Here is a 21,283-nt window from a genome sequence, read left to right on the forward strand (position 1 = left end):
CGGATGCGGAATGAGTGTTCTTGACAATGCACCGTTCCACGCCGCGGAATAATCGTGTGGATCGCCTCGAGACCCTGCGTGTGTTCGTCGCGGTAGCGGAAGAAGCGGGCTTCGCGTCCGCGGCCCGGCGTCTGGCGATGTCTCCGCCGGCGGTGACCCGGGCTGTCGCGGCGCTCGAGGAGCGCATCGGCACGCGGCTCCTTCATCGCACGACGCGCATCGTGCGCCTGACGGAGGCGGGCACCCGGTTCCTCGCCGACTGCAAGCGAATCCTCGGGGAGCTCGAGGAGGCCGAGGCATCGGCAGCGGGCTCCCATACCGAGCCTCGCGGGCAACTCGGGGTGACGGCCTCCATGATGTTCGGGCGGATGTTCGTCGCGCCCATCCTGCTCGACTTCCTGGCCCGGCATCCGCACGTCATCGCGCGGACACTGCTCGTGGATCGCGTCGTCGACCTGGTGGACGAGGGGCTCGACGTCGCCATCCGGATCGCCCACCTGGCGGACTCGTCGTTGAGCGCGGTCCGGGTGGGTTCGGTGCGGCGGGTCGTCTGCGCGTCCCCTCGGTATCTGGCCAAGCACGGCATCCCGCGGACCCCGGCCGAGCTGTCACGCTTTGATGCGTTCATGTTCTCGTCCACGGCCGCCCAGCAAGCCTGGTCGTTCGCGTCAGGAGCGAGGAACCAGACGGTCAGCCCGCCCACGCGGTTGATCGTCAACACCGCCGAGGTCGCCATCGCCGCGGCGGTGGCCGGGCGGGGGCTGACCCGGGTGCTCTCCTATCAAATCGCCCCGGAGCTGCTCGCGGGGCAGTTGCGAATCGTGCTCGAGGACTTCGAACCTCCACCCCTTCCGATTCACGTCGTGTACCCCGAGGGGCGGCGAGCCAATGCGCGGGTGCGAGCCTTCGTCGACTTCGCGGTCGACCGGCTCCGAGCCGAGAAGTCGCTGAACCCCTGACAGACGGCGCTCCCGTCAGGCCTGGGAGGTCTCGGGAATATCACCCGCCTCGGAGGGCCTGCCCAAGGAACCCAACGGCTGCACCAGCCCGAGCTGTTGCAGGTAGCCGAACGTGTCCCATTCGCTCATGTCCTCGACGAGCTTTCCGTCCTCGAACTGGGAGAGGGTGATGCCTTCCATGCGGACGCGCTGCCCCCGCGGCTCCACGTCGAGCAGGCGCCGCGCGAGATTCCCCTCCATGCGCCACCAGGTGATGGTCGTGTCTCCATCCACATACAGGCCGAGGATGCGTGCCTCCAGGTTGGGGAAGCAGGCGCGCAGCAACCGCACGTATGCCTTCACGCCCGAGAGGTCCGCATCACCCACCAGGGGATCATGCCCCACGTAGCCGGGGTGGCACAGCTCGTCGAGCACCTCCACCCGGCCCTGGCCGTAGACCTCCTCGACGAGCCGCCGGGCTGCTTGTTTGAGGTTGGCCATGGCATTCCTCCTCGGGGCGGGCCCCCTCCCGGCTCCCCCCACCCTCCCAAGATAGGAACGACGGGACGGAGGCGCGAGCACTCAGAGGACGACATCGACGGCGCGGCGCACGCGCGGCCAGTCGAAGTTGTCGGCCGGGTCCGTCTTGCGGCCCGGGGCCACATCGCGATGGCCGAGGATGTTCTCCTTGGGCACCTTGTACGTCCGGGCCAGGTAGGGCACGAGCTGCTCCAGCGCGCGGTACTGCGCCTCGGTGAAGGGCGTCTGACCGCTGCCGTCGTTGGTGATTTCGATGCCGATGGAGCGCAGGTTGACGCTGGGCTCCGTCACGCCGCGCAGCGAGGACACACCGGCGTGCCAGGCCGCCCTGTTGTCTGGTACGAGCTGGTAGACGGTGCCGGTGGGCGCGATGAGGTAGTGCGCGCTCACGCGTCCGGAGCCGTGCGAGAGCCGCAGCGTGGCCAGGTCCACGGCGACGCGGTTGGTGCCCGTGTGGTGCAGGACGATGACGTCGATGTCCACCCCCTGGCGCGACTCGAAGTTGGGCGAGGCCCTGGAGACCACGGGCGGCTTGAACACGGGCGTCAGCGCCTTCTGGAGCGCGGTGCGAGTCTCGGGTCCGTAGGCGCCGTCCGGAGTGAGCCGCCAGTCACGCTGGAAGCGAGAGAGGGCGTCCTTCGTCTTCGGTCCGAAGTCCCCATCCGCCCGGCCGCCCAGATACTTGAGCCGGATGAGCACGGACTGGAGCCGCTGGACCGCGAGGCCTGTGCTGCCCTCGGACAGGGGAACGTCGGGCAGGTCCGAGGACCCGAAAGCACCGGAGGAGCCTGAGGCGGTGGCATTCGACGTGGGCATGAGACGGATTATCGCGCCCGCGCCGACCTGCCGCGCCTCCAGACGGAGAAGAAGCTCCAGTAGGAAACACCGGGAGGCCATCTTCGCCGCCACCACCTACCGCACGTGCGTCCCGACGCATCCCTCGCTGCTCAACGGAATGCCCCGCGCCTCACCTTCGAGTAGGCGCACCGTCGATGATGTCCAGTATCTGCGCGAAGTTGGAGAGACGGTGCGTCGGTTGCGCACTCTTGCCAGCGTCCCCGTCCAGGATGCTGGCCGCATGGCGCTTGGTGATGGCGGGAGCCGAGATGATTGCGAGCCGCTCCCGGTACTCCAATGAAATATAGGTACCGTACTCGGCCCAGCAGTCCACCGCGCCCACCTCCCTCGCCACCGCCACGTCCTTCTTGAGCGCGTCACCAACGACGAGCGTCTCCTCTGGAGAGACACGCATCTCCTCGCAGATGCGCCGCAACCCGAGCGGATTCGGCTTCTCGTGGTCCCGAGGCAGTTCCTCGAGCCTGCATGCTGTCCGGTATTCGCCCTTTTGATCCTTCTGCTCGATGTACCGAGAGATTTTCTTCTCCCCTTCATCGTCCTTTGGAAAGTCGAAGCCCGGCAGGCAGTAGATGGCATCCAGCAGCAGATCGAGCTTGAGCATCTTCGCCCGGGTTACCACGGGATTTCGAGGCGCATCCGTCAGCGCCACCACGGGGATGCCCCGCTTCTTCAACTCCTCGAGCGTCTCGATGACTCTCGGGAAGGGCTGAAGGTACTTCTTGCGCGCGTCGTTGAAGGCTGTACGCGCGGGCTCGATGATTAGCTTGTCGAACGAGCCAAACTCCGGGAACGCCTTGAAGATCTCCGACTCCTGCAGAACGAACGGATACTCGTTCGACTCGTACTTCGAGTAGACGCTCTTGAGTGCCTGCACGATCTTGATACGCGGCCATCCCGTCGAGCGCTCCACAGTTCCAACCAGCGCCTCCACCGCCGGAACGATGTAGTCGACCCACGAGTACAGCGTTCCGTCCATATCCGTGACGACCAGTCGAATCACGAGGTTCGCTCCAGAAACCGACAGGGTGCCTGGACGATCTACACCCACGTGGAGAACACGCAATGCCCCTGGAGAGGTACGCCCCCTGGCCGCTCCTCTTCACGGAAGAGCGGCCCGTTCCTTCATTTGAGGCCCGGAGCACCTGCACCCTCATCCTGTGGGACGCAGTTCAGCAACGCACCGTAACTCTTGACAACATGACGTGCCCATAGCGCCGCCCCGCACGGGGGGGCTACATCGTCATTGCAAACCCTTTGCGTCCTCCACACCTCATCCCCCTGGCTTGACGAGCAAGCCTGCATTTTCGTGTAATTCCGGAGCGACGGATTTCTGACCGCGTCGCTTCCGGAGGTGCTCCATGTCCCCCCGTCTTCGCGGTGTCTGCCCTACGGGAACGCGGCCAGGCCCCTGCATCGGCACCTGGGCCCTCATCGTCCTCTTCCAGTTCGCGTGTGCCACGGGCACCCCACGAGGCAACTTCGTGGGCTATCGCTACAACTCGCTCACGCCCCCGTCAGCACCGAAAGAGCGTGTGGCCGCCACGACGGAGCCCGGCCTTGAGTCCGCCACGGTATACGTCGTGGACTTCATGGAGCCCGGCGCCATCGCAACCCGGCCGGTGCCCATTCCCAGGGCCGAGTTCCAACAGGCCGTCCTGCGCCTCTCCCGAGACGTGCGGCTGGGGGCGAAGACGCCACGGCAGGCCGCCCATGAGTTGCTGAGTCTCTTGGGGACGCCACCCGACGACTCCAAGGTGGCCGCGACGGGCTACTGGAAGCTGGAGGCGTACGCGGGCCAGAGCTACACCTGGATACCCGAGCGCCAGGAGGGCTTGGTTGTTCTCACCCCCCAGGCCGAACAAACCCTCAAGGAGAAGTACCTCAAGTGGTGTGAGCCCCGGGGCGGCGGCGACTGCCTGGGCCTGTTGGACGATGACCCGTACCTGCGCACGGACGACCGACGCACGCTGGCCCTGGCGCTGGCCTTCGGCAACGTGCTCGACGAGACGCGTGCGGCGCTGGGGCGCGAGCTGCTGGACGTGCGGGCGCTCGTCTCCATGGTCGTCTGGACGGTCGCCCTCTACTGCATGATGTGGGTGGTGCCCGAGCCGACAAGCAAGGCCCTGGCCGCCGGCATGACCCTCATCCTGATGGGCTACCTGGGCCTCAAAACGGTGTACGAGCTGATGGACGGGTGGGCCCGTATGGCCGACACGGCGTACCACGCCACCACCTTCGAGGAGCTGCGCGCGGCGGGCGCGGAGTTCAGCAAGGTGCTGGGCGAGGACGCGGCTCGGGCCATGATTCTGGCGGTGTCCACACTCGCCGGGCACACGCTGGGGCAGGTGGTGGCGCGGGTGAAGTCGCTTCCGCGATTCAACCTCGCGGGAGCGCAGTTCGAGGCCCAGGGTGGCGCCGCCGTCATGGGGCACCTGGAAGCCACAGAGGCGGCGCTCGCGACGGAGGGGGCCCTGGCCAAGGCGGTGGCGGCGGCGGAGACGGTGGCTACCTCACCGCAGGGCCCCATGGCCGTGGTGATGCTCAAGAAGGGGCGGGTGGGTGGTGGGGAAATGGCCCCAGGGGGCCGCTCCGCGGAAACCGTCATCCGTCACCGGGGCGGCAACCGGCAGGTGGAACTCAGCGACGGCCAGCGCTGGCACGTGCCACGCGGCAAGTCGGCTGCGGATATTCCTGTCGAGGACAAGGTAGGGGACATGCTCCAAGCGGCCGTCACCAAGGCCGCGAACGAGTGGGGGCCCCACAGGCTCAGCCGTCAAGAGCAGATCGCCATCGAAGAGGCCCAGAAGAACGGCAAATACTGGCTGGCGCGGCTGCTGGAGCGCGAAGCCCGGGGGCGCTATGTGCAAGTCAGGATAAAAGAGCAGTTCGAGCACCTTTACGACTTCAGCCTGAGCAAGGGCGTCGACGTGGTTGACCCGGCAACGGGCACCCGATACGAGATTCTCTCCGGAACGGCGTCGAATCTGGCGCGGCATGGCAGGCGCCTGGCAGGCGAGTTCTTCCGGATGCTCACCTTCTGAAAGGGGCGGCGATGGATTCGCTCGGTAACGTCGTCTTCACGGACCGGGAAATCGAAAACGAGCGGCTGGAGCTGACGGACACGAAAGCCAACTACATCCTCGGCCCCGACCTGACGCTGAAGAACTGTACCCTCGTGCTGAAGGTGCCCGCTCGGCGCCTGAGCCTCAAGCAGCCCCGCTTCATCAACTGCACCTTCGAGGTGAAGCAGGAGTTGAAGAATTACCAGAGCTGGGTGGCCGCGTCTCTCAAGGGTTGTCGGTTCAAAGGGCGGCTGTCAGGGTGTGACTTCGGGCACTGGCCTGAATACAGCAGCCTGCCGTGGTATCAGTTCGGGGCCATCGAGGACTGCGACTTCACCGAGGCCCGCATGGATGGCTGCCGCATCATGGGCTCTGACCCTGCCACCATTCGCTTTCCCAAGTGGCCCTGCTTCACCATCTTGGACCCCATCGGCAGAAGCCGTGAGCTCAACAGCGTCCAGTGGCCGGGACAAGTTGGCCCTATTGTTATCGAGACGCTGCGCAAGCAGCCGCCCAGCACAGTGGCGTTGACCGAGCACGCCCTCACCATTGCGAAGCGGTTTGACACCACCCCGGAAGAGCTCCGGGCCGTCATCGAGAAGTTCGACTGCATCGTCTACTGAATGGCGCCATACCGGGGGTGGCGCTTCGGGCACCCTGGAAGGAAAAAAGCCGCTCCTCCCTTCCGAAAGAGCGGCCCATTCCTTCAATTCAAGACATCACCTATTCCAGACGGCTTAGAACGCCGAGCCGCTGGCGCGCGTGCCCGGCGACGAGCTCAGCGACGAGACCGACGTGTGCAGCACGAAGCTCCCGGTGGCGCTGGTGTCGGGGCTGCGGTTCATGGACACCCCATCCGTGCCGGACAGCGAGCTCGTGTACGTGAACGAGTCCACGTTGGTGCTGCCCGCGTTCTTCAGGGTGACGGTGTCCCCGCTGTTGCCCAGCGCCAGCGTCCCGGCGGAGGCGCCCACGGCGTTGGTCAGCCCCGAGGGAATACCCGCCGCCGAGCCGAACACCACGATGGCCTTGCCCGCCCCCAGCACCGTGCCCGAGGCGAAGGTGTGCTGCTTCGCCGCCGAATCCCACACGCTCCAGCCGCTGATGTCGATGGAGGTGCCGCCCACGTTCACCAGCTCGACGAACTCCCTGGTCGTGTCCGAGCCCGGCTCGTTGGCCAGAATCTCATTGATGATGACCTGGGCCGGGCTGCTGGCGGTCGGGGTGCTGGCCGAGGCGGTGTTGCTGACAGCGGACTCGTTGTTGGCCGCGTCATCGGCCGTCACGCGGTAGTAGTACGTGGTGCTCGCCGCGAGCCCTGTGTCCGAGTGGCTGGTGCCGCTGACGCTCGCCACGGCCGAGAAGGTAGCGTTATCCGTGCTGCGGTACACGTTGTAGCTGGCCACGCCCACGTTGTCGGTGGAGGCCGTCCACCCCAGGTTCACCTGGCTGGAAGAGGCCGCCGAGGCGCTCAGGTTGCTCGGAGCGGTGGGCGCGGTGGTGTCGGCGGTGCCCCCGCCCGCCCCCGCGAGCCACGCCACCGCGTTGAGGTGGATGAGCGCGTTGTCGTACGCGGTCTCGTTCCAGCCGTTGTTGGTGGTGTGGCCGCAGCCGTTGGTGGCGTCCTCCGCCGGCGAGGAGTCACCGATGGCCGCGATGCGTCCCGTGCCATCCGTGGACGTGGCGAACGTCACCCGGGTGCTCGCCCCCACAGTGCCCGTGGTCATCCAGATGTGCCCCTTCACGTTGGGGTTGGTGGACGTGCTCAGCGTCATCGACGTGGAGCCGAAGAGGCCCAGGCCCTTGCCCGCCGACGGCTTGCCGTAGGGGCCCGTGAAGACGATGGGGGACGAGGTGTCCGTGGTGTATTTCGAGTCCGGGTTGTCGTTGAAGTAGTTGTCCGACTCGCCCACCACCTGGAAGTGGATGCCCCAGGACACGCCCGTCATCAACTCGTTGAGAATCTCCGGCGAGTCCCAGCTGTCGTTGTTGCGGTCCGAGTTCCCGTGGTCCGAAATCATGAACAGGCCGCCGCCATTCTTCACGAAGGCCTGGATGGCCGAGCGCTCCGCCGTGCTGTAGCGGGTGTTGGGCTCGGGAAGGATGAGGACCTTGTAGTTCTTGAGATCCTGCGCGTTGGTGGTGTCACCGTAGGTGATGCGGCCGCCGGTGGGCAGGCTCTCCACCGAGAAGCCCTTCTTCACCAGCGCCACGCCGAAGGACGAGTAGGCGCCGCCCCAGTACGTCTCCGGGGTGGAGGCGGTGATGCCGCTCTGCGCGGGCGTGGGGTAGCGCTGGGCGGTGCCGCACGAGTCCTCGTCCAGCACCCAGTCCGCGTTGCCCGCGGTCTGCGCGTGCATCGCCTCGAACAACACCTTCGTCTGGGCCCACGCACTGGCGGGCCCCATCAGCCCGATGGCGGGCACGGCGAACAACAGCGAACGGTAGAGCGACTTCATGAAGCCTCCTCGGCCGGGGGGGGAGGCAGGACGGAATCACCCACTTTCTCAAATTTCAATATGGGTCAAAAACGAACCATGGAGCTGCATGAAGACCGTGGGAGCCGTGAGGCATCCTGCCCCTTCGTGGAGCCGCCACCGGAGGCCGCCGGGAAACTTGCCCCGGGGTGCTCCCGCCGCACCATGGCGGTCCCCCCACCGCACGCACAGCACGAGGCACCCATGAGCAACCCACGAACCGAACGGTGGCGACAGCTCCTCTCCCCGCACCGGGTGGGGGACAAGAAGGACCGGCCGCCCCAGCAGGAGTCGCTGGACGAGCGGACGGCCTACGACGTCGACTACGACCGCATCGTCTTCTCGAGCGCCTTCCGGAGCCTGCACGACAAGACGCAGGTGTTTCCGCTCTCGTCGAGCGACTACACCCGCACGCGGCTCACGCACAGCATCGAGGCCTCGAGCGTGGGGCGCTCGCTGGGGCAGCTCGCGGGGCGGAGCCTGAAGAGGCAGGGGGTGGAGGTGGAGCCGTCGCACCTGGGTACCCTCGTGGCGGCGGCGTGCCTGGCGCACGACATCGGCAACCCTCCCTTCGGACACTCGGGAGAGGCGGCCATCCAGCACTGGGTGGAGAAGCACTTCCAGCACTTCGAGCACGTGGAGAAGCGGGACAAGCAGCACCCATTCGCCACCGAGAGCGAGTGGAAGGACCTGGAGAGCTTCGAGGGCAACGCCCAGGGCTTCCGCATCCTCACGCGGCTGCAGGCGCGCAACCGGGACGGCGGGTTGCGCTACACCGTGGCCACCGTGGGGGCGATGAGCAAGTACCCGTGTCCCTCGGTGCTGCCGGGCCGGCGCGAGCGCAAGAAGGGGGGACCCATCTCGGAGAAGAAGTTCGGGTTCTTCCAGGAGGACGCGCAGCTCGCCCGCGAGGTGTTCCGCACGCTCGGGCTCAAGGAGCGCGAGGCGGATGTGTTCAGCCGCCACCCGCTGGCCTTCCTCGTCGAGGCGGCGGATGACATCTGCTACGCGCTCATCGACCTGGAGGACTCGGCGAAGCTGGGCCTCATCCCGATGGAGGAGGCCTGCTCGCTGCTGGAGAGCGTGGCCGCGATGCAGCTGGGCTTCCATCCCCTGAAGGAGAAGGTGGACTGGGAGTCGCGGCTGGGGCGAGCACGTGCGGGCGCCATCTTCGCGCTCATCCACGAGTGCGTGGCGGGCTTCGAGGAGAACGTGCGGGACATGGAGGAGGGCCGCTTCGAGCAGTCGCTGATGTCGGCGCGGCCGGAAGCGGACCGCAAGGTGAAGGACATCACCGGCATCACCCGGAAGAAGGGCTACGAGAGCGAGCGCGTGCTGCAGATTGAAGCCGCGGGCTTCCGGACGTTGGGCGGGCTGCTGGACATGTTCGCGCTCGCGGTGCTCGCGGACAAACCGGACCGCGAGGAGAAGAAGCTGCGGCAGTTGTTGCCGTTGGAGTTCTTCCAGAGGCCGGGTCCGTACCTCGAGGACCGGGACGAGGCCATCCTCCGGCTGACGCCGTACCAGCGGCTGCTGTGCGTGACGGACTACGTGTCGGGAATGACGGACGGGTTCGCGGTGGAGCTGTACCAGCGGCTCTCGGGCATCAAGCTGCCGGAGTAGGTGCCGCCCCGCTCCGGGCCTCCGCCGCGCAATCCCAGACACCCGCGCGCGGCTCCCCTCCAAACACAGACACGTGCCCCATCACCCCTCGTCGGCATCTCCCGTTTCGAGAGCGCCGGAGTGCGTCCCGTAGCCTGTGAGGCAACGTTGCTCTCGAGGCACCGGCGCATGCCAGGGCTGTTGCCTTTGAAGCAACAATTCAGGAAATGTCCGGGATACTTGAAACCCATAAATAGACATGAGACATAGGGTTGACGCCTGCCGGACGTGGCCGAGACATCCGCGGGTGCGTCTTCGTTTCGAAGGAAAGACCCATGACTCAACCATTCTCTGGAGCCACGGCCCCGCGCCGTGGGTGGAAGACCTTTGCCCGGTTCCTGACCCTGGGCCTGTCGTTGGCCGCGGGGGGCAGTGCGCTCGCCCAGCAGGAAGAGCCGATTCCCGAGGAAAAGGTCTACTCGGAGAAGATTCTCGAGGAGGGCGAGGGCTGGCAGCTCAAGAACATCAGCGGCTATGCCGTGGACGACAAGGGTGAGTACTACTCCAAGGACGTCTACACCCTGACGGGCAAGGACGCGGCCTACAGGGTGCCGGTGGTTCCCAACCTCCAGGAGGAGCTGGCCGCGGATGCCGCCGCCTCCGAGGGCGACACCGTCTACATCATCGACAAGTTCATCGCCGATGAGATCGCCATCGCCCAGGAGAAGGGCGAGCTCACCGAGGCCCTGAAGGCCATCGCCGAGCCGCTCGACGAAGAGGGCAAGACGATGGGCAAGATGGGCCCGTTCGGCTCGTGCTCGGACCAGCTCATCACCAAGAGCAAGAGCCTCAACCTCAACACGCCCATCTCCACGTCCACGAACCTCGGGGGAGGCTTTTCGGGCACGCTGTCCGCCACGGGCAACCTGAGCGGCAGCGCCACCGGTGAAGTGCAGATGCGGCTCAAGCGCACCAAGGTCTTCTGGGTGTGCATCCCCTACTCCGTCAAGTTCGGCCACGCGCGCGCCTGGGGCAACGCGACGGTGGGCTACGGCGCCACCGTGTCCGGCACCATCAACTATGCCTACGCCTGGCAGACGCAGATCGCCAAGCCGGGCCTGGGCTCGCTGAACTTCTTCATCGGTCCCATCCCGGTGCACATCGGCTTCAACCTGCCCATCAACCTGGGCCTGAACGTCAACGCCAGCGTCACCGGCACGGTCACCTACAACAGCAACCAGAACACCACGGGCAGCTTCGACTACACCTGCTCGCTCAGCTCGTGCAGCGGCTGGGCCAACTTCAACTCGCCCACCTCCTCGCCGCAGCCCCTGACGGCCAGCATCTCGGGCCGCGTCTACCCCTCCGTCTGGGCCCAGGTCGCCGTGCGCGCCTACCTCTACTCCGAGTGGCTCGCCTACGCTCAGGTCGGAGTGCGTCCCTACCTCTATGGCGACCTGTGGGGCTACTACGGCACCACCTGCGGTGACGGCGACGGCGACGGCATCAACGAGACCGTGAGCGCCCTCACCCTCGACCTCGACTGGCAGCTCTTCGTCACCGCCCAGGCCGCGGCCTTCGGTGGCAACCCCGCGCAGTGGAACAACCTGTGGAGCACCTCGCGCAAGCACATCAAGTTCTGGGACATCCCCAGCGGTGGTTCGAGCGCCCTGCGCCCCATCCTCACCGGGCCCTCCAGCCTGCTGGTGAACGCCACCGGCAACTACAACTCGCGCATGCGCCCCTGCTGGCCCTACAGCGACACCATCAACTACCAGCTCGCCTGGGGTGACAGCACCTCCACCAGCTTCAGCGCCGCTCCCGCCACCATCACCACCAAGAGCAAGGCCTGGACCTCCACCGGCGCCAAGACCGTGGCCCTCACCGCCCTGAGCGACTCCCACGGCCGCCAGCTCAGCGCCACCACCTCGCGCTCCGTCCAGGTCAACTACCCCGCGGGCACGTGGACGCCCTGGTTCAACCGCGACACGCCGAGCGGCACCGGTGACTCCGAGCTGCTGTCCGACTTCCTCGCCCAGGCATTCCCCGTCTGCTCCAACCCCGTCGCCATCGAGTGCCAGACCACCAGCGGCGTGAACTGGAGCAGCACCGGCCAGGTGTACAGCTGCACGCTCGCGGGTGGCTCGTGCACCAACTCGCAGCAGTCCAATGGCACCTGCCTCGACTACCAGGTGCGCTTCCTCTGCCCGTGAGCGCTGAAGCACTCCGCTCGCGATGAAGCACCCCGCCCCCTCCTGGCTTCCAGGGAGGGGGCGTTCCTTTTTCAATCCCAGACATCCGCGCCCACGGCTTCCTTCCAAACGCAGACACGCGCCCCGTCGGCCCCTGAGAGCTCATCGGATTCTCCCGGTTCGAGTGCGCCGGAGCCCGCTCTGTAGCCTGCGAGGCAACGTTGCTCTCGAGGCAACCAACGCCGCGCCAGGGGTGTTGCTCGTGAAGCAACAATACCGGAATTATCCGCGAGGCTTGAAATTCTAAAACAGACATGAGACATAGGATGGCGCCTGCTGAACGCGGCCGATGACGTCCGCCCCAGGAAAAAGGGGGGGCCAGCAGGCGCATCTCCGTTTCGAAGGAACAGACCTATGACTCAACCATTCTCTGGAAACACGGCCTCGCGCCGTGGGTGGAAGACTTTTGCCCGGTTCCTGACCCTGGGCCTGACGTTGGCCGCGGGCGGCAGCGCGCTCGCGCAGGAGCAGGAGCCCATTCCCGAGGAAAAGGTCTACTCGGAGAAGATCCTCGAGGAGGGCGAGGGCTGGCAGCTCAAGAACATCAGCGGCTACGCCGTGGATGACAAGGGCCAGTACTACTCCAAGGACATCTACACCCTGCAGAGTGGCAAGGAGTCCGCCTTCCGGCTGCCGGTGGTCCCCAGCCTCCAGGAGGAGCTGGCCGCGGCCGCCGCCTCCACCGAGGGCGACACGGTCTTCATCGTCGACAAGTTCATCGCCGATGAGATCGCCATCGCCCAGGAGAAGGGCGAGCTCACCGAGGCCCTCAAGGCCATCGCCGAGCCGCTCGACGAGGGCGATGGTAAGACGATGGGCAAGATGGGCCCGTTCGGCTCGTGCTCGGACCAGTTCATCAACAAGAGCAAGGGCTTCAGCCTCAACACGCCCATCTCCACGTCCACGAGCCTCGGCGGAGGCTTTTCGGGCACGCTGTCCGCCACGGGCAACCTGAGCGGCAGCGCCACCGGCGAGGTGCAGCTGCGCATCAAGCGCACCAAGGTCTTCTGGGTGTGCATCCCCTACGCCGTCCAGTTCGGCTACGCCCACGCCTGGGGCAGTGCGACGGTGGGCTACGGCGCCACCGTGTCGGGCACCCTCAACTACAACTTCAACTGGGAGAACCAGATCGCCAAGCCGTACCTGGGCTCGCTGGACTTCTTCGTCGGCCCCGTCCCGGTGCACATCGGCTTCAACCTGCCCATCAACCTGGGCCTGAACGTCAACGCCAGCGTCACCGGCTCGGTCAGCTACAACAGCAACCAGAACGCCACGGGCAGCTTCGACTACACCTGCACGCTCAGCTCGTGCAGCGGCTGGGCCAACTACAGCCTGCCCACCTCCTCGCCGCAGCCCCTGACGGCCAGCATCTCGGGCCGCGCCTACCCGACGGTGTGGGCCCAGGTCGCCGTGCGCGCCTACCTCTACTCCGAGTGGCTCGCCTACGCTCAGGTCGGTGTGCGTCCCTACCTCTATGGCGACCTGTGGGGCTACTACGGCAACTCCTGCGGTGACGGCAACGGCGACGGCATCAACGAGACCGTGAGCGCCCTCACCTTCGACCTCGACTGGCAGCTCTTCATCACCGCCCAGGCCGCGGCCTTCGGTGGCAGCCCCGCGCAGTGGAACAACCTGTGGAGCACCTCGCGCAAGCACATCAAGTTCTGGGACATCCCAAGCGGTGGTTCGAGCGCCATCCGTCCCATCCTCACCGGACCCTCCAGCCTGTTGGTGAACGCCACCGGCAACTACAACTCGCGCATGCGTCCCTGCTGGCCCTACGGCGACACCGTCAACTACCAGCTCGCCTGGGGTGACAGCACCTCCACCAGCTTCAGCGCCGCCCCCGCCACCGTCACCACCAAGAGCAAGGCATGGACCTCCGCCGGCGCCAAGACCGTGGCCCTCACCGCCCAGAGCGACTCCCACGGCCGCCAGTTCAATGCGACCAACTCGCGCTCCGTGCAGGTCAACGCCCTCTCGGGCACGTGGACGCCCTGGCTCAACCGCGACGCTCCGGGCGGCGTCGGTGACTTCGAGACCCTGTCCGACTTCCTCACCGAGGGCTTCCCCGTCTGCTCCAACCCCATCGCCATCGAGTGCCAGACCACCAGCGGCGTGAACTGGAGCAGCACCGGCCAGGTGTACAGCTGCACGCTCTCGGGCGGCACCTGCACCAACTCGCAGCAGTCCAACGGCACCTGCCTCGACTACCAGGTGCGCTTCCTCTGCCCGTGAGCGCTGAAGTACTCCACTCGCGATGAAGCACCCCGCCCCCTCCTGCCTTCCCGGGAGGGGGCGTTCTCTTTTCTAGAGGCCGCGTGCTACTTGCCCTGCGCCTTGGCCTTGGGCGACACGATCACCTGGATTTCCTTCACCGGGATGCCGCGGGTGAGCATGTCCGCGGAAGCGCGCACGAGGGTGCCCTCGCGAAGGCTCTGAAGGGATACCTCTCGTCCGTCGCGCAGGACGCGCACCTTGGGCGCGAGCGGCAGTGTCTTGACCATGCCTTCGTCCTCCAGCACGAGCTGTCCCTGAGACAGCGAGCGGATGCGGCCCGTGTAGATGACGTTGGCCTCGGCGTAGCCCTGCCGGGTCGGCTGTGCCTGCCCCGCGCCGCTACCGCCCACTCCCACGCCCGACGCGCTGGGGTTTCCAATTCCCGCGGAGCCACTACCCCCCACGCCCGGCTCGCGGACTCCCACTCCCGGCGCACTGCCTCCCACGCCCGGAGCACTGCCTCCCACGCCCGGCCCGCTCCCTCCCACTCCCGGCGAGGCGGCTTCCATCCGTGCAAGCTGGGCCCGCATCTGCGCGAGTTGCTGCTCCAGCCGGGCCACCTCCGTTCGCAGCCGGGCGACCTGCAGCTGTTGCTGGGCGTCATTCACCGTCGTCTGCGGCGAGCCGGCCACCTGTCCCGTGTCCGCCGTCTGCGGCGAGCTGGCCACCTGTCCCGTGTTCCCCGTCTGCGGCGAGCCGGCCACCTGCCCCGTGTTCCCCGTCTGCGGCGCCGTGTCGTCGGTGGCCAGGCCCGAGCTCGAGCCCATGCCGTCCTGTGTCCCCGTGACACCGGAATCCTGGGTGACATCCCCCACATAGTCATCGGTGGGAGGAGCTTGCGTCCCATCTCCGTACGGAGACTGCACCACCCCTTGCGCGGCGCTGCACACGAGGAACAGGCCAAGCACCGCGATGCCCAGGTCCAGCCAGGTTGGCTTTCGCATCTACGCCGCGCTCCCTTCTTCCGGTAAAACGTTGGGCGGCGGACGCCCATGGGCAACCAGTACGGCTGCTTGAGGCGAAGCACCCACGGAGCGGCGCCCCGGCCGCTCTCCGAGCCTCCGAGGAGGCTCCGTGCACGGGGATTCCACAGGAGCTCAGCACATGTCGGCTCAGGATCTGTCTTCCCAAACTCCCGGCACTCCCGTCGATGCGCCCAGGCCACGGAACATCCTCCGCGCGCCCGCTCGCTGGCTGGTCGCCGACACGCGCCACTCCCTGGACACCAACCACCGCATCACCCGGGGCTACATCCAGCTCGCTCACGAGATGCAGGCGCTGGTCGATCCGGACTTCCGGCCCGGCGGGGTCAGCCGCGTCCTCGGCAACTGGTTCGCCTTCGCCCCTCATGCCGCCCTGGTGGTGGGCAAGGGCATGCTCGGCGCGCACCTCGCCCGGGCCATCATCGACGCGGCCCAGGGCGAGCCCGCTCCGTCCATCCAGCATGCGCTCGAGCGCGGCGGTGTCTCTGGCTCCGATCGGCTCGTCGCCGAGAAGGTGGCGGACACGCTGCGCTGGTTCGGCCTGTCGCACGACGTGGCCGCGTCCCTGGGCACGCTGCTGAGCGGAGCCAACCTCGACGCGCTCGCGGACCCGCGCCCCCTGTGGCTCACCACCTGGCGCTTCGCTCGGCTCCTCCACGAGGCCCCGGGCTTCACCCCGCTCGAGCGGGCCGAGGCGGTCGCGCGCACCCTCGAGCAACTGCTGCTCGACGGGAATGTGGCCATCTACTCGGACATCGGCGGCGCGGCACACCAGTACCTCGAGTGGCGCAAGCGCTCGGGCGGCAACGCGGTGAAGCCGGCCCAGGTGGTGGAGGGCTTCGCGCTCGAGGGAACCGACCCCGACGAGGCCCGGCGCGCCTGGGTGTATGCGCTCGAGCACGTGAAGGACTCGCCGCGGCCCTCGGACTTCGCGAGCGCCCTGCCCGACGTGAGCGGGAAGAGTCTGCTGGTCACCGCCTTCGCCCTCTACGAGGACGCACGCCAGGCGGCCAGTGCCGCGGACCGGGACGCGCTCATCGCCTTCGCCAACAACTACGTGGCCTGGCACGAGCAGCACAACGCCGTGCAGCCCGCCTTCTCTCCGCCCTCGCCGCTCGCGGGGGAGGTGCCCCGCCTCGCCCTCATGCTCGCGCTGACGCCGACGGTGCGGCTCGAACTGGGTCCCATCGCCTGGGAGCTCACCGACTACACCGCCACGCAGAAGGATCGGGACCACAACTTCCTCACCTCGAAGCCGACCGAGTACAACTGGGCCTTCTTCGAGGATCGCTGGCCCGCGATCCTCACCGCCTTCGAACTCGGCTACCGTCACCGCGAGGAGCTGTGGGCGATGCCACGGCCCCTCATCCCATCGCTGGACCTCATCGAGGCCGGCTGAGGTTCACTGTCGCGGCGGGCCCTGCTGCCCCTGGGGCGTTGGCGCCTGCTGCTGCTGGCTCTGGGGGCGTGCCCTGCCGCGGACGGGGCGGCGGCTGCGGCTGCGCGACGATGTTGAGCGCGCGCTCGACGCCGCCGGAGATGTACTCGAACGAGGCGCGCACCGGAGTCCCCTCGGGAAGCTGCTCCACGGGGATGCGGTTGAGCCGCGGAGCCACGAACGCCTTCGTCCGGTCATCGACGGCGAGGCGGTAGAGGCTGCCATCCGAGGTGTCCTCGATGGCGATCTCCCGAGGCGTGACGCTGACCACCCGGCCATCGAACACCGCCGTGGCCACGGCCACGGAGCCTCGCGTCTGGACGTTCGCCGAGCCCGAGGTGCCCGCCGCACCCGAGCCCCCCGTCCCCGAGCCGCCTGTTCCGCGCAGGGCCTCCAGCTCACCCTCGAGACGGGCCACGCGCTCGCGAAGGTTGGCCAGCTCGCGCTGCATCGCCGCGGGGCTGGGCCCCTCGCCCGCTCCAGTCCCCCTCACGCCGCTCGTCCCGGCCGCGCCAGCCGTCCCAGCGCCCCTCCCCGGGCCCGCCTCCAGAGGCGGCGATGCGGATGGCATCTCCGGCGTGGTGCCCCGATAGGTGGGGCCCGCGCCGCCCGTACCGCTCGCCCCCTGTTCCTGCTGCACGCTGTTCAGACCCGTCGCGACGCCCGGACCCTGCATTCCAGCGCCTCCGGTGGGCGCCCCCGTGGCCGTCCCCACGCTCCCGGCGGACTGCTGCCCTGGCGCTCCCGGCCCCCCCATCCCCGCCGTGTCCTGCCCCTCCTGCAGGCTCGCCGCCCCCGAGGGGCTCGCCGCGGGGGGTTGTGCGGCGGGTGGCTGGGTTCCCGCGTTCTGCTGCGCCAGGGCCACCGGAGGGACAGTCCCCACCAAGGCCAGCGCCATCCAGATGGCTCTCCGCATGCCTTCCTCCTCGTCGGCCCCCTCCCCGTGGCGCAAAGGTGGGAATTGTTCCGGGAAGGACACACCCGGCCGGGAGGCCCCCTCCGCCCCCCTGGTGGCTCTCGGGGCGGGCGGCCTCCGATTTGACGCACCGGGCCGGGATGAAAGAGAACGAGCGGTGAAACTCCCGGCGGCTTCATGTCACCACGGCGCGTGGCCCATCTTTTCGCGGTCCGATTGACCCTCGTCGGCGACACGTCCTCGGAGCAGGACGCGGAGCGCCGGCTGCTCGCACGCGCCCGGAAGGGAGACCCGGCCGCCTTCCGAGCCCTCTTCGAGCAGCACTCACCCGCCGTGTGGCGCTTCCTGCGCGACCTCTTCCGGGACGATGCCGCCGCGGACGAGGCCACCCAGGAGACCTTCGTGCGGGCGCACGGGAAGCTCGGGGCGCTGCGCGACGATGCGCGGCTGTCCTCGTGGCTGCTGGGGATTGCCCGCCACGTCTACCTCGAGTCGCGCCGGACGCGGGGCACCCACCTGGACATCGCCTCCGAGGAGAGCGAGCCGCTGCTGGCGGAGGCGCTGCCCTCGCCCACGCCGGAGGATCTGCTGTTGGACCGGGAGCTGGAGGGGCTGCTGGCGGAGGCGCTCGGGGAGCTGCGCGAGGAGCGGCGCTCGGCGCTGCTGCTGCGCATCGACCATGGGCTGGCGTACGAGGACATCGCCCAGGTGATGGGCTGGTCTCTCCCCAAGGTGAAGAATGAAATCCACCGGGCACGGCTGCAGCTGCGCGAGCGGCTCGCCGGGCAGGTGAGAAACGGAGGTCGTCCATGAGCCACCCCTGCCGCGAATCGGACCTGGACGCGCTGCTCGCCGGAGAGCTTTCCGCGGAGGAAGCCGAACGCGTGAGCGCGCATGCCGCCGCGTGTGCCTCGTGTACGAGGGCGCTGGCGTGGCTGCGCCTGGAGCGAGGGTGGATGGCGCAACGGGCCCGGCGCATGCCGTCGCGTCCGGCGCTGAGCTTCGGTGCGCTGGAGGCCCGGTTGCGTCCGGCGTCCGCGCCGCGCCGGGGTGGCTGGGAGCACGCGGGGCGGATGGCGCTGGGAGCCGTGGCCGCGGTGGCCTTCCTGACGCTCAGCCTGGTGCCGGTGCGCCCCACGTCCCTGGACTCCTTCGCCACCGAGGAGCAGTGGGGAGAGGGGCTCGTCTCCGTGGCGACGGTGCCGGCGTGCATGGACCCGAGCGTCGAGGCCGTGGCCCGGGTCGAGGCCATCGTCGGCGCGTGCCTGCAGGCGTCACCCGCGCGGACGCTGCACTGAGAAACACCGGGGAAATGGCGCGCTGAAACCCGCGTGCCGCCCGCGCCACTACCGGGAGCCAGGGGCGAGCAGGAGAGTCCAGCCGCCGCACCCTCCCGGGTCCTGGCACATCCATCCCAACTCCAGAGGTCACCATGAGGCGCATCGTCACCGCCGCGCTCGTTGGCGCGTTCATGTCCACGTTCTTCCCGCTGTCGTCGTCCCACGCCTGTGATGGGAACTGCCCGAAGGGCCATGACCATGTGCAGGCCGCCGAGCCGCGAGCGGCCACGCCCCGCCGCGAGGCTCCGAGCCAGGGTCCCGCGGACGCCAAGGTCACGGTGGAGGTGTGGTCCGACTTCCAGTGCCCCTTCTGCTCGAGGGGGAGCACCACGGTGAAGCAGCTGCGCGAGAAGTACGGGGATCAGATCCGCATCGTCTTCCGTCACTACCCGCTGCCCGCGCACAAGGACGCGCGGCTGGCGGCGGCGGCGAGCATGGCGGCGGCGGAACAGGGGCGCTTCTGGGATTTCCATGACGCGCTCTTCCAGCAGCAGAAGGAGCTGGACCGGGCCTCGCTGGAGAAGCTGGCCGGAAAGCTGAACCTGGACGTGGAGCGCTTCAAGCGAGCGCTCGACACGGGCGTGTACGACAACTACGTCGAGGCGGATGTGGTGGAGGGGCGCCAGCGGGGCATCATGGGCACCCCCACCTTCTTCATCAACGACAAGGCCGTGGTGGGGGCGCTTCCGCTGGCGGACTTCGCCCAGACCATCGACGCGGCGCTGAAGCGCTGACGCCGAGGCGCTGAGCCCCGAGCGCTAGGGCATGCTCAGCGCCTTGTCCACGGCCGCCTTGGCCTGCACCAGGCCCCAGCCGAAGACGTCGTCCCTGTCGGCGTCCGTGCCGGGGATGTTGGAATCCTCGAGGCGCTTCGCGGTGCTCTCGAGGATGTCGCGCACCTGTTGGTTGGTGAGCGAGGGCCGAGCGCTCCACACCAGCGCGGCCACGGCGGAGACATGGGGCGTGGCCATGGAGGTGCCGGAGCTGAAGGCGTAGTCGCCGCCGCGGATGCCCACGCGCACGGTGTTGCCAAACTGTGCGCGGACGGCGGGCACGACGGTGGTGGTGATGGCCGTCACCGGCGGCCAGGCACCGGCCACGCCCAGCGTGAAGCCCAGCGACGCGTCATCCTCGGGGTTGTTGTTGCCGATGATGACGGCGCGCGCCCCCTGGGAGCGGACGTTGCGCACCTTCTCGTTGAACTTGATGTCGCCGCGGTCCACGTAGGCCACGAAGCCATCGCAGGTGGCCTCGGGGCAGGAGCGCATCCCGTCCCCCAGGCCGCAGTTGAGCAGCTTGCCCTCGTACTCCTCGAAGGGGACGAAATCCAAGGCGGACGACGCGTAGAAGGTGCCACCGGCCACCAGGTTGGCGTAGGGCGATTTGCCTCGCGGGAAGGTGGAGTACACGCCCACGCCAGGGGCCACCAGGCTCAGGTGCGGTCCGCCCTGCGAGAACGTGGGGTGCTTCCCATTGGCATCCACCGCGCCCACCGCGAGCACGGTGTCATAGGCGGCCGGGTAGATGCGGGAGTCCGGGGTGGCGATCTCCCCGCCGTTGCCGCTGGCCGCCACGGAGAGCAGGCCCGCGTCCCACGCCTCCTGGAAGGCCTGCTTCTCGGTCTCATCCGGGGTAGGCGAGCCGAGCGAGAGCGAGACGACGTTCGCCTTCTGCGCCACGCACCAGCGGAGCGCATCGATGACGTCGGAGGTGCGCCCATCGCCGTTCTCATCGAGCACACGGGCGACGAGCAGGCGGACGCCGGGGGCCAGGCCCACCATGCCGCTGGTGCTCAGGCTGGTGTCATTGGGGTTCACCTGGCCGCCGGAGCCGAGCTGGGCGGCGATGGTGCCCGACACGTGGGTGCCATGGCCGCCGCCCCACGCGCCACTCGAGTCCTTGTCCTCGGGGACGTCGTCGAGGTCGATGAAGTCCTTGCCGCCGGCGTACGCGGCCTTGAGCTCGGGGTGGTCCGGGTCGATGCCGCTGTCGATGACGCACACGGTCCTGCCCGAGCCGTTGGGGGCCCCGGCGTCGAGCACGCCGTCGTTGTTGGCGTCCCACACCTCGTTGGCCTGCGTCATCTTGACGGCCCAGGTGTACTCACTGGTGCTGCCGGTGGTGGCGGGCGCGGCGAGCAGGGCGGACACGGGCACCCAGGGCGACAGGCCGAGCGCGTGCACCTTCCGGTCCTCGGAGATGGAGAGCACCTCGGGGTCCTGGGCGAGCCGGGCCTTCTGCTCGGGGGTGACGGTGAGGGCCAGGGTGTCGAGCGAGGGCCAGTGGGACTTCAACCGGGCGCCCACCGCGCGCACCTTGTCTTCACGCTGACGGGACACGGCGGCGGCGTGCACCCCGGTCTGCTTGCGGAAGCGCACCAGCACTCGCTCGGAACCATCCTGGGACGTGGAGGTGCTGCGCAGCGCCGAGGAGGCCGTGGCCAGGGCCTGGGAGGAGGGGCTCCGCGTCTGGACGACCAGATCCGGACACAGTGGCGTCTCCTGCTGCCCGGGGTCGACGGGCTCGTCCTTCTTGCAAGCGCTCACCCCCAACCCCAGCAAGCCCAACAGCACCAATCGCCTCATGTGTACGTCTCC

The 21,283-nt window shown here is 68.1% G+C and carries 17 protein-coding genes; 10 read left to right on the top strand and 7 right to left on the bottom strand.

What is annotated here, in order from left to right; all coding sequences use genetic code 11:
- Positions 1–56 precede the first annotated feature (56 nt).
- Positions 57–959: a LysR family transcriptional regulator gene (locus tag DAT35_RS48445; protein WP_108076161.1), complete on the top strand. Its 903-nt coding sequence runs from the start codon at positions 57–59 to the stop codon at positions 957–959.
- 15 nt (positions 960–974) lie between these two features.
- On the opposite strand, the gene DAT35_RS48450 is transcribed toward DAT35_RS48445, so the two are convergent.
- From DAT35_RS48450 to DAT35_RS48460, 3 genes are all read right to left on the bottom strand, one after another.
- On the bottom strand, positions 975–1,439 hold the full coding sequence (locus tag DAT35_RS48450) for an ester cyclase (protein WP_108076162.1): 465 nt from the start codon (positions 1,437–1,439) through the stop codon (positions 975–977).
- An 81-nt stretch (positions 1,440–1,520) separates the two neighbouring features.
- Positions 1,521–2,294 (bottom strand): N-acetylmuramoyl-L-alanine amidase, encoded by a 774-nt coding sequence (locus DAT35_RS48455; RefSeq protein WP_108076195.1) that lies wholly within the window; start codon positions 2,292–2,294, stop codon positions 1,521–1,523.
- Between the two features lie 151 nt (positions 2,295–2,445).
- Positions 2,446–3,336, bottom strand: coding sequence for an HAD family hydrolase (locus DAT35_RS48460; protein WP_233262148.1), 891 nt, complete (start codon positions 3,334–3,336; stop codon positions 2,446–2,448).
- Between the two features lie 358 nt (positions 3,337–3,694).
- Here DAT35_RS48460 and DAT35_RS48465 point away from each other — a divergent pair, with 358 nt between their 5' ends.
- Both DAT35_RS48465 and DAT35_RS48470 read left to right on the top strand, forming a co-directional pair.
- The gene (locus DAT35_RS48465) at positions 3,695–5,377 is read left to right on the top strand and encodes a hypothetical protein (protein ID WP_108076164.1); all 1,683 of its coding nucleotides are present in this window, start codon (positions 3,695–3,697) and stop codon (positions 5,375–5,377) included.
- A gap of 11 nt (positions 5,378–5,388) precedes the next feature.
- Positions 5,389–6,021: a hypothetical protein gene (locus DAT35_RS48470; RefSeq protein WP_108076165.1), complete on the top strand. Its 633-nt coding sequence runs from the start codon at positions 5,389–5,391 to the stop codon at positions 6,019–6,021.
- A 114-nt stretch (positions 6,022–6,135) separates the two neighbouring features.
- Here DAT35_RS48470 and DAT35_RS61505 read toward each other — a convergent pair whose 3' ends face one another.
- Complete coding sequence (locus DAT35_RS61505; protein WP_233262149.1) at positions 6,136–7,857, bottom strand: lamin tail domain-containing protein; 1,722 nt, start codon at positions 7,855–7,857, stop codon at positions 6,136–6,138.
- Between the two features lie 222 nt (positions 7,858–8,079).
- On the opposite strand from DAT35_RS61505, the gene dgt reads away from it, so the two are divergent.
- From dgt to DAT35_RS48490, 3 genes are all read left to right on the top strand, one after another.
- A complete protein-coding gene (dgt, locus tag DAT35_RS48480) occupies positions 8,080–9,498 on the top strand; it encodes a dGTP triphosphohydrolase (RefSeq protein ID WP_108076166.1) in 1,419 nt (472 codons plus the stop codon).
- A gap of 314 nt (positions 9,499–9,812) precedes the next feature.
- Positions 9,813–11,690, top strand: a complete 1,878-nt coding sequence (locus DAT35_RS48485; protein ID WP_108076167.1) for a hypothetical protein — start codon at positions 9,813–9,815, stop codon at positions 11,688–11,690.
- Positions 11,691–12,083: 393 nt separating this feature from the next.
- Complete coding sequence (locus DAT35_RS48490) at positions 12,084–13,967, top strand: hypothetical protein (RefSeq protein WP_108076168.1); 1,884 nt, start codon at positions 12,084–12,086, stop codon at positions 13,965–13,967.
- Between the two features lie 86 nt (positions 13,968–14,053).
- Here DAT35_RS48490 and DAT35_RS48495 read toward each other — a convergent pair whose 3' ends face one another.
- A complete protein-coding gene (locus DAT35_RS48495) occupies positions 14,054–14,953 on the bottom strand; it encodes a hypothetical protein (RefSeq protein ID WP_108076169.1) in 900 nt (299 codons plus the stop codon).
- Between the two features lie 160 nt (positions 14,954–15,113).
- Here DAT35_RS48495 and DAT35_RS48500 point away from each other — a divergent pair, with 160 nt between their 5' ends.
- Positions 15,114–16,391, top strand: a complete 1,278-nt coding sequence (locus DAT35_RS48500; protein ID WP_108076170.1) for a hypothetical protein — start codon at positions 15,114–15,116, stop codon at positions 16,389–16,391.
- On the opposite strand, the gene DAT35_RS48505 is transcribed toward DAT35_RS48500, so the two are convergent.
- A complete protein-coding gene (locus tag DAT35_RS48505) occupies positions 16,375–17,346 on the bottom strand; it encodes a hypothetical protein (RefSeq protein ID WP_108076171.1) in 972 nt (323 codons plus the stop codon). The genes DAT35_RS48500 and DAT35_RS48505 overlap by 17 nt on opposite strands.
- A 177-nt stretch (positions 17,347–17,523) precedes the next feature.
- On the opposite strand from DAT35_RS48505, the gene DAT35_RS48510 reads away from it, so the two are divergent.
- From DAT35_RS48510 to DAT35_RS48520, 3 genes are all read left to right on the top strand, one after another.
- A complete protein-coding gene (locus DAT35_RS48510; RefSeq protein ID WP_233262150.1) occupies positions 17,524–18,159 on the top strand; it encodes an RNA polymerase sigma factor in 636 nt (211 codons plus the stop codon).
- The gene (locus DAT35_RS62250) at positions 18,156–18,644 is read left to right on the top strand and encodes a zf-HC2 domain-containing protein (RefSeq protein ID WP_108076172.1); all 489 of its coding nucleotides are present in this window, start codon (positions 18,156–18,158) and stop codon (positions 18,642–18,644) included. The genes DAT35_RS48510 and DAT35_RS62250 overlap by 4 nt, the downstream gene beginning before the upstream one ends.
- Positions 18,645–18,778: 134 nt before the next feature.
- The gene (locus DAT35_RS48520) at positions 18,779–19,420 is read left to right on the top strand and encodes a thioredoxin domain-containing protein (protein ID WP_108076173.1); all 642 of its coding nucleotides are present in this window, start codon (positions 18,779–18,781) and stop codon (positions 19,418–19,420) included.
- 24 nt (positions 19,421–19,444) lie between these two features.
- On the opposite strand, the gene DAT35_RS48525 is transcribed toward DAT35_RS48520, so the two are convergent.
- Positions 19,445–21,271, bottom strand: a complete 1,827-nt coding sequence (locus DAT35_RS48525) for a S8 family serine peptidase (RefSeq protein ID WP_108076174.1) — start codon at positions 21,269–21,271, stop codon at positions 19,445–19,447.
- Between the last annotated feature and the right edge of the window lie 12 nt (positions 21,272–21,283).

Origin of the sequence: Vitiosangium sp. GDMCC 1.1324, from assembly GCF_003044305.1 — a bacterium.
In the GTDB taxonomy this organism is placed as follows: domain Bacteria; phylum Myxococcota; class Myxococcia; order Myxococcales; family Myxococcaceae; genus Archangium.